At 40.7% G+C, this 18,001-nt stretch carries 14 protein-coding genes; 8 read left to right on the forward strand and 6 right to left on the reverse strand.

What is annotated here, in order from left to right; all coding sequences use genetic code 11:
* Positions 1-12: 12 nt before the first annotated feature.
* The 5 genes from atpB to ACILP5_RS03220 all read left to right on the forward strand — a co-directional run bounded on the left by atpB (position 13) and on the right by ACILP5_RS03220 (position 2,931).
* Complete coding sequence (gene atpB, locus ACILP5_RS03200; RefSeq protein ID WP_395617215.1) at positions 13-1,065, forward strand: F0F1 ATP synthase subunit A; 1,053 nt, start codon at positions 13-15, stop codon at positions 1,063-1,065.
* A gap of 37 nt (positions 1,066-1,102) precedes the next feature.
* Positions 1,103-1,348, forward strand: a complete 246-nt coding sequence (gene atpE, locus ACILP5_RS03205; protein WP_395617216.1) for an ATP synthase F0 subunit C — start codon at positions 1,103-1,105, stop codon at positions 1,346-1,348.
* Positions 1,349-1,474: 126 nt separating this feature from the next.
* Positions 1,475-1,969, forward strand: coding sequence for a F0F1 ATP synthase subunit B (gene atpF, locus ACILP5_RS03210; protein WP_395617217.1), 495 nt, complete (start codon positions 1,475-1,477; stop codon positions 1,967-1,969).
* Positions 1,970-1,980: 11 nt separating this feature from the next.
* The gene (gene atpH / locus ACILP5_RS03215; protein WP_395617218.1) at positions 1,981-2,517 is read left to right on the forward strand and encodes an ATP synthase F1 subunit delta; all 537 of its coding nucleotides are present in this window, start codon (positions 1,981-1,983) and stop codon (positions 2,515-2,517) included.
* A 42-nt stretch (positions 2,518-2,559) separates the two neighbouring features.
* Positions 2,560-2,931 (forward strand): DUF423 domain-containing protein, encoded by a 372-nt coding sequence (locus ACILP5_RS03220; protein ID WP_395617219.1) that lies wholly within the window; start codon positions 2,560-2,562, stop codon positions 2,929-2,931.
* Here ACILP5_RS03220 and ACILP5_RS03225 read toward each other — a convergent pair whose 3' ends face one another.
* Genes ACILP5_RS03225 through ACILP5_RS03245 form a run of 5 tightly spaced genes read right to left on the reverse strand, consistent with a single transcriptional unit; the run spans position 2,932 to position 8,569 of the window.
* On the reverse strand, positions 2,932-3,954 hold the full coding sequence (locus ACILP5_RS03225) for a hypothetical protein (protein ID WP_395617220.1): 1,023 nt from the start codon (positions 3,952-3,954) through the stop codon (positions 2,932-2,934).
* Positions 3,954-5,186 carry an MFS transporter gene (locus ACILP5_RS03230; protein ID WP_395617221.1) on the reverse strand — a complete coding sequence of 411 codons (1,233 nt, stop codon included), beginning with the start codon at positions 5,184-5,186 and terminating at the stop codon, positions 3,954-3,956. The genes ACILP5_RS03225 and ACILP5_RS03230 overlap by 1 nt, the downstream gene beginning before the upstream one ends.
* Before the next feature lies 1 nt (position 5,187).
* On the reverse strand, positions 5,188-6,477 hold the full coding sequence (gene rodA / locus ACILP5_RS03235) for a rod shape-determining protein RodA (RefSeq protein WP_395617222.1): 1,290 nt from the start codon (positions 6,475-6,477) through the stop codon (positions 5,188-5,190).
* Positions 6,474-8,330 (reverse strand): penicillin-binding transpeptidase domain-containing protein, encoded by a 1,857-nt coding sequence (locus ACILP5_RS03240; RefSeq protein WP_395617223.1) that lies wholly within the window; start codon positions 8,328-8,330, stop codon positions 6,474-6,476. The genes rodA and ACILP5_RS03240 overlap by 4 nt, the downstream gene beginning before the upstream one ends.
* A gap of 53 nt (positions 8,331-8,383) precedes the next feature.
* Positions 8,384-8,569: an AtpZ/AtpI family protein gene (locus ACILP5_RS03245; protein ID WP_395617224.1), complete on the reverse strand. Its 186-nt coding sequence runs from the start codon at positions 8,567-8,569 to the stop codon at positions 8,384-8,386.
* 68 nt (positions 8,570-8,637) lie between these two features.
* Between ACILP5_RS03245 and ACILP5_RS03250 the strand changes: the two genes are divergently transcribed.
* From ACILP5_RS03250 to ACILP5_RS03260, 3 genes are read left to right on the forward strand one after another with little or no spacing between them, the layout of a single operon-like run.
* Positions 8,638-10,692 (forward strand): hypothetical protein, encoded by a 2,055-nt coding sequence (locus tag ACILP5_RS03250; RefSeq protein WP_395617225.1) that lies wholly within the window; start codon positions 8,638-8,640, stop codon positions 10,690-10,692.
* A complete protein-coding gene (locus ACILP5_RS03255) occupies positions 10,689-13,010 on the forward strand; it encodes a penicillin-binding protein 1A (protein ID WP_395617226.1) in 2,322 nt (773 codons plus the stop codon). The genes ACILP5_RS03250 and ACILP5_RS03255 overlap by 4 nt, the downstream gene beginning before the upstream one ends.
* Positions 13,007-14,479 carry an FG-GAP-like repeat-containing protein gene (locus tag ACILP5_RS03260; RefSeq protein WP_395617227.1) on the forward strand — a complete coding sequence of 491 codons (1,473 nt, stop codon included), beginning with the start codon at positions 13,007-13,009 and terminating at the stop codon, positions 14,477-14,479. Before ACILP5_RS03255 ends, ACILP5_RS03260 begins: the two co-directional genes overlap by 4 nt.
* Here the strand turns inward: ACILP5_RS03260 and ACILP5_RS03265 are convergent.
* Positions 14,465-17,950 carry a VCBS repeat-containing protein gene (locus ACILP5_RS03265; RefSeq protein WP_395617228.1) on the reverse strand — a complete coding sequence of 1,162 codons (3,486 nt, stop codon included), beginning with the start codon at positions 17,948-17,950 and terminating at the stop codon, positions 14,465-14,467. The genes ACILP5_RS03260 and ACILP5_RS03265 overlap by 15 nt on opposite strands.
* Between the last annotated feature and the right edge of the window lie 51 nt (positions 17,951-18,001).

Here is an 18,001-nt window from a genome sequence, read left to right on the forward strand (position 1 = left end):
TCAATACAAAAAATGTACTTTTCGAATATCCTACTAGGGCTATTGTTCAGTTTTATTAGCTTGTCAGCGTTCGCAAATGAACCTGCTGCTGCTCCTACTTCTGAGGTGAAAGAAACAGCTGCACCAGCTGAGGCTAAATCAGAGAAATTCGATCCAGGTAAATTAATTCTTCACCACATCGCAGATGAACACGAATGGCACTTCTTCACAGTAGGTCATTTCCATGCTACCTTACCTTTACCTTGTATTGTTTATACGCAATCAGCAGGTTTACAAGTTTTTTCTTCGTCTAATTTCAAAAATGAGCACCACGAAGAAGTTCCTTACAATGGTTTCGTTTTAGAGCACGGAAAAATTCACGCAGAGAATGGCGAGAAGGTTTACGACATTTCGATCACGAAAAACGTAGCTTCTTTATTGATTTCAGCTGTTTTATTGTTGACTATCTTCATTGGTATTGGAAAAAAATACCAAGATAATCCGCACAAAGCTCCGTCAGGATTACAATCGATGTTCGAACCCATCATCATTTTTGTACGTGATGAGATTGCAAAAAATAACATTGGCGAAAAGCATTACCGCCGTTTTATGCCTTATTTGCTGACGATCTTCTTCTTTATTTGGTTTAACAATATGTTAGGCTTGATTCCAGGAGGGGCAAACGTGACTGGAAATATCGCTGTTACGCTGGTTTTAGCCATCATCGCATTCATTGTTACTAACGTAAATGGCCGCTCTACCTATTGGACTCACATCTTTGCGATGCCAGGTGTTCCTAAGTGGATGTTAATTATCTTAACTCCAGTAGAAATCGTGGGTGTATTTATGAAACCATTCTCATTAATGGTTCGTTTGTTCGCGAACATTACGGCAGGTCACATCATTTTATTAAGTTTAGTATCCTTGATTTTCATTTTTGAAAATGCGGCTTTAGGTCTCGCTGTAGTTCCTTTCTCACTTTTCATGAACGTAATCGAGCTAATTGTTGCCTTCATTCAAGCTTTCATCTTTACGATGTTAGTATCGAACTATATCGGTTCGGCGGTAGAGGAGCATCACCATTAATTTGTAAATTTTTTTTTATTATATAAACCCAAATCGTATGTCTATTTTATCGATTTTATTAGAAGTTTCTGTAGGTCTTGGTCTTGCAGGTATTGGTGCTGGTTTAGCTGCTTTAGGAGCTGGAGTTGGTATCGGCCGTATCGGTGGTTCTGCAATGGAAGCTATCGCTCGCCAACCAGAAGCATCTGGAAAAATTCAGGGTGCGATGTTGATCGTTGCTGCCTTCGTTGAGGCGGTTGCGTTATTCGCAGCAGTAATTTGTTTATTGGTTACTTTGAAATAAGAGACCAATCAGAATCTCCAAAGGGTTAGCCTTTGCATTTGATTCTACCCCATTTAAGACGCAATTTGGTTTACATTAGGTGCCAAATTGCGTTTTTAACACGATTTACAATAAATTAAAAATATTATGGAGTTAATCACCCCAGACTTTGGACTTATTTTTTGGCAATTACTTGTCTTTGGAGTTTTATTCTTCCTTTTAGCCAAATTTGCTTGGAAACCCATCATTCAATCATTAGCTGAGCGCGAGCAATCGATCGACGAGGCCATCAAATTATCTGAAACGACGCGTGCTGAAATGGCCGAATTGAAAGCAGGTAATGAGCAATTAATCGCTTCAGCGCGTGCTGAACGTGATGCTTTAATCAAACAAGCGAAAGAAGCATCAGATGCGATGATTTCTCAAGCGAAGTTAGACGCGCAAACTGCCGCTAATCAAGAAATCGAAAAAGCTCGCGTGGCATTCGAACAAGAGAAAGCAAGTGCTGTAGCAGCGATCCGCAAGGAAGCAGCGACTCTTTCGTTAGATTTAGCAGAGAAAGTGTTAAAAAGCCAGTTAAAAGACAAATCAGCTCAAGAAAAATTAGTTTCTGAGTGGATGGCTGACGTTAAATTATCTTAATCGAATAGACCATGTCAGAATTAATTGTAGCTCACCGTTACGCTAAATCCCTGCTAGACTTCGCGATCGAGAAGAACGCGGTAGAGGCTGTAGCTAAGGATATGATTGACTTCGCAGATACTTGCGAAGGAAGTTATGAATTAGTGCTAGCGCTAAAGAGCCCAATCATAAAGCATTACACCAAATTAGCCATCCTTGCGAAGTTATTCAAGGATAAATTCAACCCCGTTACTTATGGTATATTCGTGATTATCACGAACAAGAACCGCGAAAAAATTCTTCCTGCTGTCGCAAAAGAGTTTATTTCGATGTACACGGACTATAAAGGAATACAAAAAGCGACTGTTACTACTGCTTCAAGCTTGACAGCTGATCAAAAAGCAACCGTATCGAAAATAGTAAAAGACTACACTGGAAAAGAAGTGGAATTGATCGAACAAATTGATGAAAGCCTAATCGGTGGTTTCATTTTGAAAGTAGGTGACCAACAGATCGATGATTCGATCAAGCGTAAGCTGAACGACTTAAAAGTTTCTTTAGCATCTTAATCAAAAGGCCTTGGTATCAAGGCCTTTTTTTATAGCCTTAGCATGAAAAAATTTGCTCTCTTTACTGGATCGCTGATAGCGGGATTGTCGGTGGCGATTGGGGCCTTTGGGGCACACGCCTGGAAAGACTATTTACGCGAAATTAATAGACTAGAGACCTTTGAAACGGCAGCGCGCTACCAAATGTATGGGGGATTGGCCCTTTTGATTCTGGGGGTTTGGCAGATGAATTTCAGCAATAAACACTTAAAGTCTGCCGCCTATTTTCAATTCGCAGGAAGCATTATCTTCCCGGGATCTCTTTATTTAATCTGTATAACAAACCTGTCCATTTTCGGAGCAATTGCTCCCATCGGTGGTTTGTGTTATATGATGGGTTATGGACTGATGATGTGGTCCATTTTTAAGAAATAATTAGTGACGCATCACTAATTCAAGACTTAACCAAACCATTTCTCCCATCGTTTGACAATTCAAAAAACGATTATCCTCGTAGTGTTTTGCCAGTTCTGTCTTTAATTGTTCTACATTCTCTGGTGGCGCAATCTCATCCTTTGCCATCACATTCATCAAATCATATACCCGTTGGCTCTCTGATTTTAAACGAGAAGAAATCATCGAGCGCTCTTCGATTTGGTATTGCCAAACCGATTCCGGCGTCATATACTTCATTCCTAGCTCAATCAAGGCATTATTTTGCTTGAAATACTGCGGCAAATACACGCTTTTCTTGCCCTCATAACATTGCTGATCAAAGTCAATCGGACGAATCCGGTAATAGATCTCCTCAAAATCCGGCGTGGTTATAATGACAAAGTTCGCACTGTGCATGTCCCCCAATAATTGAACGAGACAACGCTCGTTAAACTTCACAAATTCTTTCGCGAGACGAATAGGCGACTCTAAATTGAGTTCTAAATCCTGCTTCAGGAAAGTATCTCCAGGCACGCCAGCAATATGTTCCTCGACGAGTGTATTGTCGTGAGTGATGTAATTGATGCGATTTGGCGATAAAATATGCTCTAATTCTAGCCCATACACACGCGAAGCATCCGCAATTTTAATGTAGAAATAATCAAAGTTATCATTTACCCGGTTCACAATCCGAATCCGAAAAGGATGCGTATTCCCATAGGTGCAATAATCCACGCGATCGATCACTAGGTGCTTAATCACCTCTTCATTCCCGTCCGTCTTTAAATCCGCATAGATCTGCTTTAAGGCCTCATAGACATCCTCCTGATCGCCTGGAGAATAAAATACCGTCTCCCAAAGCGTATCCACCTCATTTTTATCATACAGCACAATCGCGTTATCGTAACGCAATAGATCCGCATAACTAATATTCATCACGTGCTCGCGGTTGTATTTGTGCAGATACCGGCGCAGCTGCTGATTAATCCGATAGAGATTTTTCTTCTTCGAGATGAGCGCCATTATTCCGTGTAGTCTAGTGATTTACCAAACGTTTCTTTCAAATGAATGACAGAATAGATGGCCAAAGAAAAACATAACACGCCCACATACGCTGCCGAATGAATCAGGCCGACGGATGGAATTAAAAACTTAAACAATAGGGAGATGGGTATCAAGGCACCCCGCACAAAATTAGGCACCGTCGTAGTCACCGTCATCCGCACATTCGTCCCGAATTGCTCGGAAGAGAATGTCAAGAACACAGCCCAATAGCCCCCAAAGAAACCCAAAAGTGTAATCATCACATACGCATGCGTCGTGGTGATGTCAGACATCCCAAATAAATAATAGATACAAATGCCCATCGCGATGAAAAGATAGGTCAAAACAGCTTTTCCTCTACTTTTAAACCACTGACTTAAAGCTCCAGCGGCAAAGTCCCCCGTAGCCAGACCTATGTAGCAAAACATAATCGCATCGCCTCCGCTTATTTTGCCATCGATGCCGATGATTTTAGCTATTTCAGGTGCCGAAAAAACGAGAATTCCGATGATATACCAGATAGGCAAACCCATTAGAATACAATACATATATTTCTTAAAAGTGACGGCATTCGAAAAAAGCTGAAAGAAATTACCCCGTTCTACTTTTTCATCCATCTCGGTATACATGGAAGATTCAAAGGTGCCTAAACGCAAGAGCAATAAGGCTAATCCCATTCCACCTCCAATAAAATAGCAAGATCTCCACCATTCAGGATCTGAACTTAAACCTGCTATGATGGGCGCAAAAACAGCTCCTGCAGCTCCTACTCCTGCTATAATTAGTGTACCAATTCCGCGTTTGGATGGAGGCAAAGTTTCATTCACTAAGGTAATCCCCGCACCCAGTTCACCAGCTAGGCCTATGCCTGCGATAAAGCGTAAGATGGCATAGGTGTTCATATCTGTCACTAGACCATTCAAGGCATTGGCCGCTGAATACAGTAGAATAGAGCCAAACAAAACGGATTTACGCCCTTTCTTATCCCCATAGACTCCCCACAAGATTCCACCTAGCAGCATTCCACCCATTTGGATGTTCATCAAGTTCAGCCCTTGATTCAATAACTCATCTCCCTTCAGACCTAGACTCATGAGACTGGGATTTCTAACCACAGAAAATAAGATCAGATCATACACATCTACAAAGTAGCCAAGAGCGGCGACGGCGATGAGCATTTTGGCTTTGCCAGAAATTTTATCATTTTCCATATTAGCGAGAAAGCATATCTGACCGGTGAGAGTCTAATTTTAAAAAGATAAATAATAAAATAGTGAATGACCAAAGAGACGATCCACCATACGAAAAGAAGGGTAATGGAATTCCCATAATGGGCATCAAGCCGATTGTCATTCCTATATTAACTAAAAAGTGAAAAAACAGAATTCCTACTAATCCGAAACCATAAGCCCGGGCAAACCGCGAGCGCTGTAAGTCCGCTAAATACATCAACCGCCACAGAAATCCTAAGAAGCAAATAATCATCAACATCACTCCCACAAATCCATGCTCCTCTCCAATCGTGCAGAAAACCATATCGGTACTTTGCTCCGGCACAAAATCAAATTTTGTCTGCGTTCCTCCTAAGAAGCCCTTCCCCCAAAAGCCTCCAGATCCAATCGCAATCTTAGATTGTGTCACTTGGTACCCTAATCCCCGGGGGTCAAAACCAGGGTCAATTAAGACACGAATTCTATTTCTTTGGTGCTCTTTCAAAACGTTATTCACCACCCAATCCACTAACAAAGCCAGGGTCATAATTAAGCCTATCGCACCCGATAGCCGCAAATAAGTCTTCGGATCGCGCTGCATGTAAATAGGCATAAATAAGACCAAAAGTCCCCCTAAAATCACCAATACGAGTAAAATTATCCACGCTGGTACAAGTAAGGAAGAGACAAACAAGACGATCCCGCCTATAAACAGAGCTGGATAAACACCTGGTAAACCTTCCCGGTACAATAGAATCAAAAAGGAGGCGAAAACTAAGGCGGAACCCGTTTCGTTGGAGCCAATGATTAATACCATTGGAATGCCAATGATCAGCGCCGCTTTCCACTGGAAGGGAAATTTACTCAAATTAACGAGTGGATCATTCAGGTATTTAGCGAGCAAAAGAGCCGTGGCTGTTTTCGCAAACTCCGCCGGCTGAATCGTTACACTCCCAAATTTAAACCAGGAATGAGAGCCATTAATCGTTACCCCTAAAAAAGGCACAGCAATCAACAGAAGCAATAAACCCAGGTAAATAAAGAGTGCGAATGATTCGAAAAAACGAAAATCAATCACTAAAATACAGATGATCAACACGAAACTCGTCCCTATCCAAACGAGTTGTTTGCCCACATTGGAATCATAAAATGCTGGATCTGAAAAGGACAAGGGCGCATCAGGACTATAGACAGCTGAATAGATATTCAACCAGCCCATACCTACAAAGAAGATATAGAATCCCACGGTGATCCAGTCAATCCGGCCTTGTATGTGATTCGAATCTGTCATTTTTTGGTAGAATCTGGGGCTGCCTTTTTCCGCGTTACGCTATACACATTAGGCAGGTAATTCATATTCATAAACTTTGTCTCGACTGCTTTGCGATCCACCTTGCGCTTCAAGTATTTTTCTACGACAAGCGAGGCAATCGGTGCCGCGGCTGATCCCCCAAAACCCGCATTCTCCACAAACACCGCAATCGCAATTTTCGGATTATCACGTGGAGCAAAAGCGATGAAGATCGAGTGGTCTTTCCCTTTTTGGTTTTGAGAAGTACCCGTTTTTCCCACCATCTTAATGTCCGGAATTCGACCATCTGCTTCTACCGTTCCATGCGTCACCGCATCCTCCATTCCGTCGATAACCACATTAAAATATTTAGCCTCCACCCCTACTTTTACCGGCGTCTTGTAGAAGGGGTCAATCGACCTCTGCAGACCCACCCCTTTCACAACATGAGGCGGAATATACCAACCCCGATTCGCAATAATCGCGGCTAAATTCGCCATTTTTAGTGGGCTTACAACGATCTCTCCTTCGCCTATACTGATCGAATAAATATTCGAGAACTTCCACATTTTCTCCCCTTTGTAAACGGAATTATAATATTCCACATTCGGCAATATGCCTTTCTTCTCATTTCCTAAATCCACACCTAGTTTACGGCCAAAACCAAAGTTAGCCACTAGATCTGCCCAACGTTGCAGGCCTTTAGCGGAACGTTCATAGGTATCACCCGTCGTATTGTCGTAAACCATCTTTCGGAAGGCATGGTAGAAATACGGATTACAGGAAACGCGAATCGCTCCCCGCAAATCCACCGGTCCATGGCCATGGCATTTCACTGGAGCACCTGCGTGTGAAAACACCGTCCCAGGGCCAATAAATCCTAATTGTTGACCCACTAGCGCTTGGACTAATTTAAAGGTGGAACCTGGTCGGTAATAGGCAGAAGGTGGACGATTCAGCAATGGCTTCATCGGATCCAAGGCTAGCTGCTGGTAGTATTTGGAAAAATTATTTCCCGTTAATTGACTCGCATCGTAGGACGGTGCAGAAACCATCGCTAGAATCTCCCCTGTCGAAGGTTCAATCGCCACTAAACTTCCCACCTTATGCTGCATTAAACTATCCGCATATTCCTGAATCGTTAGGTCGATAGATGTATATAAGTTATTTCCTGAGACCGGATTGATATTTAAAGACCCATTTTTATAATCCCCTTTCTCCACCCCATTGCTATTCACCATCCGGTATTTTACCCCTCTTTGGCCACGTAAAGTCTCTTCATAAAAGGATTCAATTCCGGAGATTCCGACATAATCCCCTTGGCGGTAATAATCGTCCTTCTGATCTAAAAGTGCCGAGGGACTGATTTCTGCCACATAACCTAAGGCATTCGAAAAGGAACGGGATTGGTAGGTGCGGAAGGCATTGGTTTCAAAAAAGAATCCCGGGAAATCGACCATCGCATCTTGTACACTGGCAAAGTCTTCTTTAGACAAATGCTTCAAAAATAGACTTGGTTTCACACGTGAATAGGCACGAGCGCGCTGGGTAGTTTTAATGAAATATTCTCTCGTAACCCGAAAAACTCGGCAAAAATGATTCGTATCCTTCACTACGGCTTTCCGCGGAATCATATACAAATCGTAGACCGGGGTATTGTACACAATTAATTTACCAAAACGATCATACACCTCACCTCTAAAGGGAATTTGAATAATCTTACGAATCGCATTATTGTCGGCGGCCTTTTCATACGTGTCATCGATCACCTGGAGAAAAAATAGTTTCCCAATGAATATGGCACCCACGATACCGAAGAACAAGAAGATGAGATTTCGCCGCTGAGTAAACAATTGAATTAGAATTTAATGACAAAAATACAGAATTATCTGGGCTTCTGCGAGTCCTATTTGGGAAGACTTTTAATGAGAGCTAAAAGGGCAAAAGCAATCGATCCTAGCGAAAATATAATCGTAAACCACGGTTTTTCTGTCAAAAAATAGACGTCTAAATAGCGCCCTAAAAACACCCCCGCCACAATGGTGACAAGCATCTGAAAAGCGGCACCCAAGAATTTTTGATAAGAATTCATATTCGACTAAAATTATCCAATTTTCGGGAAGATAAATCGTAAATTTGAAAATTGTTTCTTTGAATCGTATGCAAAGGCTTCTCGTCTTGTTATTTCTAGCCCTTAGCACTTGGTCTTGTTCTCAATACAGCAACAAGCCTATGGCTGTTGCCTTTCACAATGTGAATGCGAAGTACAATGCTATTTGGCAAGCCTCTCGATTAGATAAGGAATTGCAGCGAAAACAATTCTCCCAACGAAAAGAGAGTTATAACTCCACGCTACCCATTATTATTCCTTTGGATTCTAGCTTTAAACAAAGCAACGAGAAAGATATTAAAGAATTAATTCGGAAGGCGTCTCTGGTTATTGATCGCCATCAAAATTCCCATTTTATTGTAGATGCTTACCTGTTAATAGGGAAAGGTCGTTTGTATCAATACGACCTAAAAAATGCGATTGAAACCTATAAATATATTAATTCGCTTGAAATCAGACCTGAGGCTTTACTCGCCTTGTATGAAATCTATTTGCAGCAAAGAGAATTTAGTGCTGCAGAAAAAATAGAAGAATTCATCAACGAGAACCCTTTGAATGCAAATGAAAGAAAGCAATTTTTATTATTAAAGGCTTATTCGTTTCAACTTTTAAATGAGCCCATCAAAGCCGTAGCCATTCTTCAAGAAGCTTCAAAATACCTTAAAAAGGGAGATGAAAAAGCACGTATTTCGTTTATTATGGGTCAATTGTTTTCAGACAATAATCAACCCAATTTAGCTTTGGAAAGCTATAAAACTACCCTAAATAACAAACCTGGCTACGATTTACAACTGCAGGCCAGCCTAGCTATTTATCAATTGGAAGGCAATATAACGGCCTTGGAGAACATGATAAAAGATCCCAAGCACGAGGATAATCTATCATTCATCTATGTGAAAATTGGGCAATATTATTATGCCAAAAAAGATTTCAAAAAGGCAAAAGAGAACTGGGAAAAAGGAGGAGAAAACAATCCGAATAAAGGGGAGCTCTATTTTCAATTAGGGGGTCTTTTTGCTAAACAAATGAAAGACTACGATCTGGCGGCTCATTACTACGATAGTGCTGCTACCTACCTTGCCAGCAGCCATCCCGATTATGCAAAAGCGCAAAAATTAAAAAAATCCTGGGGCACGTATTCCTCATTATCTAATCAAATCACCTTGCAGGACTCCTTACTTCGAATTTCAAAACTGAGTCCAGCTGCCTTGCATTCCCTTTTTTTAAATCAACAAAAAAAAGACACGACCACAAAGGTGACGAACGCGCCAGTCAAGATAACCCCTGTTTTCACCCGACGCCCTTTTAGCACAGATCAACAAAATTTTTACTTTAATAATGTGCAAGCTCGCATTCAGGGAAGTATCGAATTTAATAATCGCTGGGGAAATCGAACTTTAGAAGATTTTTGGAATCGCAGAAACAAGAACGTTAGCCTAAGCGTGTCGACTGAAGCAGATCGTTCAACTGAAAAATCGGTTACAAAGAATACTATTTCGAAAGATAAAGCGGAGGAAAATTGGTTAAAAGCTATTCCAACAAGTGCTGCAGACAAGGCTAAAGTAGCCAAAATAAAGGAAGAGTCTCTTTATAAATTAGGCAAACTTGCTCGACTAGAATTAGTTGAAAATGAATTAGCAAATACTGCTTTGAAGCGATTATTAGCAGAATACCCTAGCACGGGCTATGAAGCAGAGGCGCTTTACATTTTGTATTTAAGTAATGAGGGAGCCATAAAAACCAGCTATCGATCTACCTTGTTTGAACGATACCCAAGTTCTTATTTTAAAACCATGATCCTCAAGTTAGAAAATGGGGCCTTGTCAGAAAATAAAGAAATACAAGCTCAGAAAAAATACGAGGAGGCTTATGAACGTTTTAAAGAAAAAGAGTTTAGTACCTGCTTTGATAGCTGTCTATTGATTCAGCAAAACTATCCAGGTAGTAAATTGGAAGATAAAATCGTATTTTTAATGGCGTTATCAAAAGCGGGAATGCACGAAATAACAGAATGTAAGCGTCTATTGGAAGAGTTTATGATTTCCTTCCCTACGAGTCCCCTATTGAAGGAGGCAACAGAAATGCTAAAGGTGATTAACAAATGATGGAATTAAAGCAAGAAAATAAGGTGAATAGAATTGGTTTAGCCTACAAAATTTTTGGCGGCACCTTCCTATTTACCATCCTTTTTATTACTGCTGTAAATTATAATTTTCTCTGGTTGTTCGGAGGTATGCCTAGCCTTCAAGAATTAGAAAATCCTAAAAGCCAAGAAGCCTCTCTTTTAATCTCAGAAGATGGAGAAGAGATAGGGAAGTACTTCCGCGAAAATAGGAATCCTGTTGAATTTGAAGAGCTCTCCCCCATACTTATCAATACCCTAATGGCAACAGAGGACGCTCGATTCATCAGTCACTCTGGCATAGATGTGCGTTCCATGGCGCGTGTATTTTTTTCTTTCGGTACCTCCGGAGGAGGCAGTACCATTTCCCAGCAATTAGCTAAGAATTTATTCCATACTCGATCCTTAGAATATGGAGAAGATGACCCCATTTATATGGGATTATTAATGAAGGTGAGTGGGTTAAAAACGGCCATTGCAAAAATCAAGGAATGGATTTTAGCCATCAAATTAGAACGTAGATACACAAAGCAGGAAATCCTGGCGATGTATCTGAATGAGGTAAGTTTTGGGAATAATGCCTATGGAATTCAGGTAGCCTGCCGTACCTATTTCCAAAAAAATGTTCAAACAGTTACCTACCCTGAAGCTGCCACCTTAATCGGTTTACTACAAAATCCCTCCCTGTATGATCCACGCATCAGACCGGAAAGGACTCTTGCGCGTCGGAATACCGTTTTGGGCCAACTAGCTAAATACGAGTACCTAACAGAGGAGGATGCCGAAAAGATGAAGGCAGACCCTTTGAATCTGCGCTACAAAGTAGAGAACCAAAATACGGGAGCAGCACCCTATTTACGCGAATCGATTCGCAAAGAGATTCTAGGTATCCTTGCTGAAATCAATAAAGACCGGCCAGAGGATCAACAATTAAACCTATATACAAGCGGCTTACGTATTCACACAACGATTGACTCGAGGATGCAAAAATATGCTCAAGATGCGGTACAAGAGCATATGAAAGCACAGCAAATCGCTTTTAATCAACATTGGGCTGGCAGAAACCCTTGGGTAAATGAGAAAATGCAAGAACTAAAAGGCTTTATCTCAACAGCGATGAAACGTACGCAGCGTTACCGCGATTTGATGGAGGCCTATAATAATGATGAGATGCGGGTTTGGGAGGAATTAAAGCGCCCAATTAAAATGACTGTATTCTCGTATCACGGAGACATTGATACCACGTTAAGCCCCTTAGATTCCATGCGTTATTACAAGCGAATCCTGAATATTGGTATGATGTCGATGGACCCGACAAATGGCCACGTTAAAGCCTGGATCGGGGGTATTAACTACAAGTATTTTAAATATGATCATATCGCCCAAAGCAAGCGCCAACCGGGATCTACCTTTAAGCCTTTCGTTTATGGCGCTGCCATCGAAAATGAGATAGCAACGCCTTGTGATAAGTATGTCGATGAACCTGTGACATTTGGGACAGAAGATGGTCTAACGAATGACACCTGGACTCCACAAAATTCAGACGGCAAATACAGTTATGAGAATTTAACGCTAAGACGCGCGATGGGACGCTCCATTAATACGATTTCAGCGAAATTGATGAAATCCTTAGGAGCCAGTAAAATTGCTGATTTTGCACACAAAGCGGGCATTACGAGTTCACTTTACGAAGGTCCTTCACTCTGCTTAGGTACCTCAGAGGTGTCTGTTTTCGAACAGGTCTCTGCTTACAGCACTTTCGCGAATGGCGGGGAGAAAATAGACCCGATCATCATTCTAAAAATCACCGATAAAAACGGGGTCGTTTTACGCGAATTTTCTCCAACTGCAAAAGCAGTCATGAAGCCAGAGACTGCCTATTTGATGACCTTCATGCTGCAAGGTGCGGTACGTGAACCCGGAGGAACAGCAGAAGGCCTTAATCGGAGTTCAATAGCAGCTGGAAACGAAATAGGAGCTAAAACAGGTACCACATCTAACTTCTCTGATGGTTGGTTTATGGGGGTTACGCAAAAGTTAGTGACGGGAGTATGGGTAGGTGGAGATGACAGGAGCATCCACTTCCGAAATATTCAATTAGGTCAAGGGGCTAAAATGGCCATGCCCGCCTTCACGAAGTTTATGGAAAAAGTCTATGAAGACAAATCACTTGCACTAGACGGATACCAAAAAATGCCTTTTTTAAAACCTGAAAACATCGCCTTTGACTTTAGTTGCGTAGGTGGAATTGGAGGAGACTCTACGCTAATTAACTCAACCGCAACCGCCATACCAGAATGAAAAATATAGCTTTTATTTTTATTGCTTTATTGACTTTTGCCTGTAATTCTAAGAAATCAGGAGAAGAGTTAGCTAAAGAAAATTGTAGCTCCTGCCACAAATTCCCAGATCCAAATCTACTAGACAAAAAGACTTGGAATGATCACGTTTTAGTGGAAATGTCTTATCGACTAGGCATGCGCAATAAATTCGAGTTATTAACCACCATGCCGGAGGAGCAATTCCAATCTGCTGTAGCCTTAAATATCTACCCTGATACGCCCCAGATGAGCGTGGAGGAGTGGCAAGCAATCGTGGATTATTATGTGACAAATGCCCCCGCAAAAGCTAATCCACAAAAAAGCAAAAGTAGCATTAGCTCGGATGCATATCATTTTTCGCAAGAAACCTTTATACAGAAATCCTCCTTTAGTGGGGGTGTAACTTCCGTTAAAGTTCACCCAGATAAAGCTGAGATTTGGGTAGGGTTTAATTCAAACAAGACGCTCGTCCTCAATGCTAATTTAGAAGTCACTTCTAACATTCGCACCACAAGCCCTAACGTTAAAACATTCTTTGTAGAGGGTAAATCTTATTTAGTGAATATTGGTAAAATGTATCCTAACGATCAAAAATTAGGGAGCATCTCACAAGTTAAATCAGACAATAAGAGTGAAAAATTAATTGACTCCTTAAAGCGACCAGTTGACATGCAATTAGCAGACTTTAATGGCGACGGAGAAAATGATTTTCTACTTTGTGAATACGGTTACGAAGCGGGTCAGTTAGTTTGGGTTGATGGACGATCAAAGAAACGTCATTTATTAAAAAATCAAGCAGGTGCCAGGAATGTGATAATCAAAGATTATACCGGCGATGGAAAACCTGACCTACTTGTCCTGATGGCGCAAGCTAGAGAAGGTGTTTCCTTATTCATTAATAAAGGGATGGGAGCTTTTGTAGAGAAACCTATCCTTCAATTTGATGCGGTTTGGGGAAGTAGTTATATGGAGGTGGCAGATATGAACAAGGATGGTGCGGATGATATCATCATTTCAAATGGGGACAATGCAGACTATTCCAATACGAAGAAAGCGTATCATGGCGTCCACATTTATTTAAATGATCAAAAAAATAATTTCAAAGAAGCCTACTTTTATCCACTCTATGGGGCTACTAAAACAGTAGCACAAGATTTCGATAAAGATGGGGATTTAGACTTGGCATCGATTGCCTTCTTTACAGAAAATGAAAAAGGAAAAAATGAGTCATTTGTCTACTTCCAAAACCAAGGAAATTTACAATTTAAAACGAGTAACCTTAATAATCCATCGGACGCACAATACATGACTCTCGATACCGGAGATTATGATAAAGATGGAGATCTAGATATCGTGGTAGGTAATTACCAATTTGGAAAAACAAAGCCAGGCATTAAGTTAACACCTGGCTTACAAGTTCGAATCTTCAAAAACTCAATTAATCGTTGAGCCTTTAGGTACAAAAGATTGTGAAATTGCACTTTGGCTTAAATAAGACGACCCGTATTTCCATTCGATCATTTGCTTATGCCCCTTTAAGGTATAAGTAAATGATTTACCCTCCTCTACCTTAGCCTTATTGAAAGCAATACTTGGCCTAAACGCACGCATAGGCCCACGATTCTGAAGAGCAACAAAAACTAAGTCCGATCCCACTTGTATCCCGACTAAGGATTTCGCATCAAAAGGAACCAACATACCGGAATTCTTGGCATATGTAAAGCCATTTGCGCTTCCCAGCAAAACCCCACCATTCGACGCATCATAACGACCCATCGCTACCTCATTCGCAAAATTATTACCCACATACACTATATCCAGATAACCGTCTGCATTAATATCTAAAACCTGCATTCCATTCAACGAAGATAATTGTGCCATATCAGGCAATTGTTTTGCTTTAAATTTCCCACCTCCCTTATTTTCGATATACACCGAAGCGTTCTCAGTAATGGACAATTTTGCAGCCTTAGGTTTCTCTTTTTCCGTAAAAAAATCTTCTTGATTTACCTTGCCATAATCTTTGTAATAAACCCATCGCTGACGTGTGGAATTCAACTGCTTATGAACATCATCTTTCCCAAACAAAGGAGCAGAAACAGGTGTCCCTGCAGCACTTTGGAAATACACGAAAGGAAACACATCATATACCCCATTTCCATCAATATCGCCATGTAATAAGTCAACAGGTTGATTCACGTTAGCCTTTAACAAGGTATTCTTGCCCATGTTTCCAGCTACGATATCAATATCTCCATCTTGATCAAAATCCGCACTAACAACGGATCCCCAAAGACCACTCATTTCTTCTAATCCCGTGTTTTCTAATTTGACCAAGCGACCTTTCTGATTTTGATAAATTTGAATCGGCATAAATTCCGCTGCCACTACTAAATCTGACCAGCCATCGTTATTAATATCTGTCCAAACAGCATCACAAGCTAAGCTCGGTTTTAATAAATCTGGCGCCCATTGTGCAGTGGCATCCGTAAACTTGATCAGCCCTGCTTTTGAATCATTTCGTAATAACCGAGAAGCCGTTCCTTTGGGATAGGAGAAGGGTACATTTCGTCCACTAACATAAAGATCTAAATCACCGTCTTTATCAAAATCAACTGCCCTTACAGCAGAATTACTCTCCGTAAAGACGGGTAACGCGGCTGGTGCTAAACGGAAGTTTCCCTTACCATCATTTACATAGACAACATCTTGAAAACTTGCATCCCCTAGTTGACTCTCAGTCCCACCCCTAGCAATATATAAATCAAGATCACCATCACGGTCCATATCGATTAATAAGGACCCTAAGTCCTCCCCTAATTTATATTTTATATCTGCTGTACCTTCTAAGAATTTAGGCCTGAATTTTCCATTAGCCTGCTGTAGATAGAAAATGCCTGAGTAAAACTTAGCTCCACCTAAAAAGAAATCCTCTAAACCATCTCCATTCACATCCCCAACTGAAGCTCCAGGACCTAATTGAGACATTTTAAAAGGAGTCAAACTTTGGTAATTAAAGTCAATGAAATCATATTCCTTGTGCACATCCGTTAATTGTAATTGATCCGAAACATCAACAAGTAAAGGAGCTTGAGTCTTGTACAAAGAAACATAAGGTTGCTTTGCCTCTGAAATATTGACCTTTACAACTTTATCTACACCCGGATTAGTAATTACCTGCATCGAATCATTTGGCCAAATAATGCGTAATTCCTTGATCTTTTGTTTGGTCCCCATACCTATATGAGCCACCGCTTCGACACTAGATAAATAACCTCGGTAAGGCGAATTTTCATAATAAAAATACGTACCATCAGCATATAAGCCCTCAATACGAGTCCCAATCCCTTGTGAATTCTGGCCTCGTCCTTCCATTTTAACCCGTAAATAATGACCCTTTTCCGCATTCGTCTCTACCGTATTATTCTTATAAACAAATGCTTCATCATTAATATTGTTCACTACATAATCTAAGTCACCGTCATTATCCAAATCTCCATAAGACGCCCCATTCGAAAAAGAAGGTCGTTGAATACCCCAAACAGCGCTCACATCTTCAAAATGTAAACCTCCCTTATTCTTGAATGCATAGTTATTCACCTTAACAACAGGAATTTGTTCAATTAAAGTGGACTCTGATGCTAGTCGAGAGGAATTAGCTCTATATAACATGAAATCACGGTCCGTTACATCGCGCGGAAAACCATTCGTAATCAATAAATCACGGAAACCATCATTGTCAAAATCAGCTAAAGAAGGACACCAGCTCCATTCGGTTTCAGACACACCCGCCATCAAACTAATTTCTTGAAAAGGAATAGGAGACCCGTCGGCCTTTTTACCGGCATTTAGCTGCAAGGTATTCCGCATATACTGGTAAGTATATCCATACAAATCACTATTCTGATAGGATTGATAGCTATTAGGAGGCGCTAATTGCTTCTTACGCTCATTGTCTTTAGGCAACATATCTAAAGCTACGATATCCGCCAAACCATCATTATTTATATCCGCTACATCATTACCCATCGCCGTAAGACTCGTGTGCTTAAAATAGGCTTTAGCCTGATCGGTAAAGGTCCCATCGTGGTTATTGATGTACAATATATCATCCGATACATAGTCATTCGTCACATAAATATCAGGCCAATTATCTTGATTTATATCACAGATATTAATCCCTAGACCATAGCCTTCAATGGTAATTCCTGCCTCTTTCGAAACATTCGTATAAACGGGGTGATTCTTTTCTTTCGACCAGTCATTACGGTATAATCGATCTGTATTAGGATAAGATCCATCGGTAACTTTGGCACGATAAAGAGAAGGGAATTCATCAATTACATCAGTCAAAACATATAAATCCAAATCCCCATCCCGATCATAATCAAAAAAAGCTGCATGCTCACTGTAACCAGAATCATTAATTCCATACTCCGTAGCTACTTCTTTAAAACGCGGTTTCCCATCCGTAATTCCTTGATTCACAAATAACATATTTTGACGATCCCGTTCTGCATTTTTCAATGTCGCAGAAACATAAACGTCTAATAAGCCATCCCCATTTATATCTACAATACTCACACCAGCACACCATCGATTCTTTGTATCTAAACCCGCCGATTTACCTAATTCTTCAAACTTCATATCTCCTTTATTTAAATACAAAGAAGCATTCGCTTGAGAGCCCGTAAAAAATATATCCAGCAAACCATCATTATTAAAATCACCCATACCCACACCGCTTCCATTGTATAGGTATTCATACTTCAAAATAGTCAGAGAGTCATTCTCCGTGATCTTATTTGAAAAATGAATACCGGTATCATCACCAGATAAAAGTTCGAAAGTAGTGGCGTTTTTACAAGAGACTGCAAAGAGTGAACTGACAATCAAAAAATAGGCGTAAATAGACTTCATGACGTAATTTTAAACTTAAGCGAAAATAAAAAAGGTGGGATTAATATCCCA

This window comes from Aquirufa sp. (assembly GCF_044239315.1).
In the GTDB taxonomy this organism is placed as follows: domain Bacteria; phylum Bacteroidota; class Bacteroidia; order Cytophagales; family Spirosomataceae; genus Aquirufa.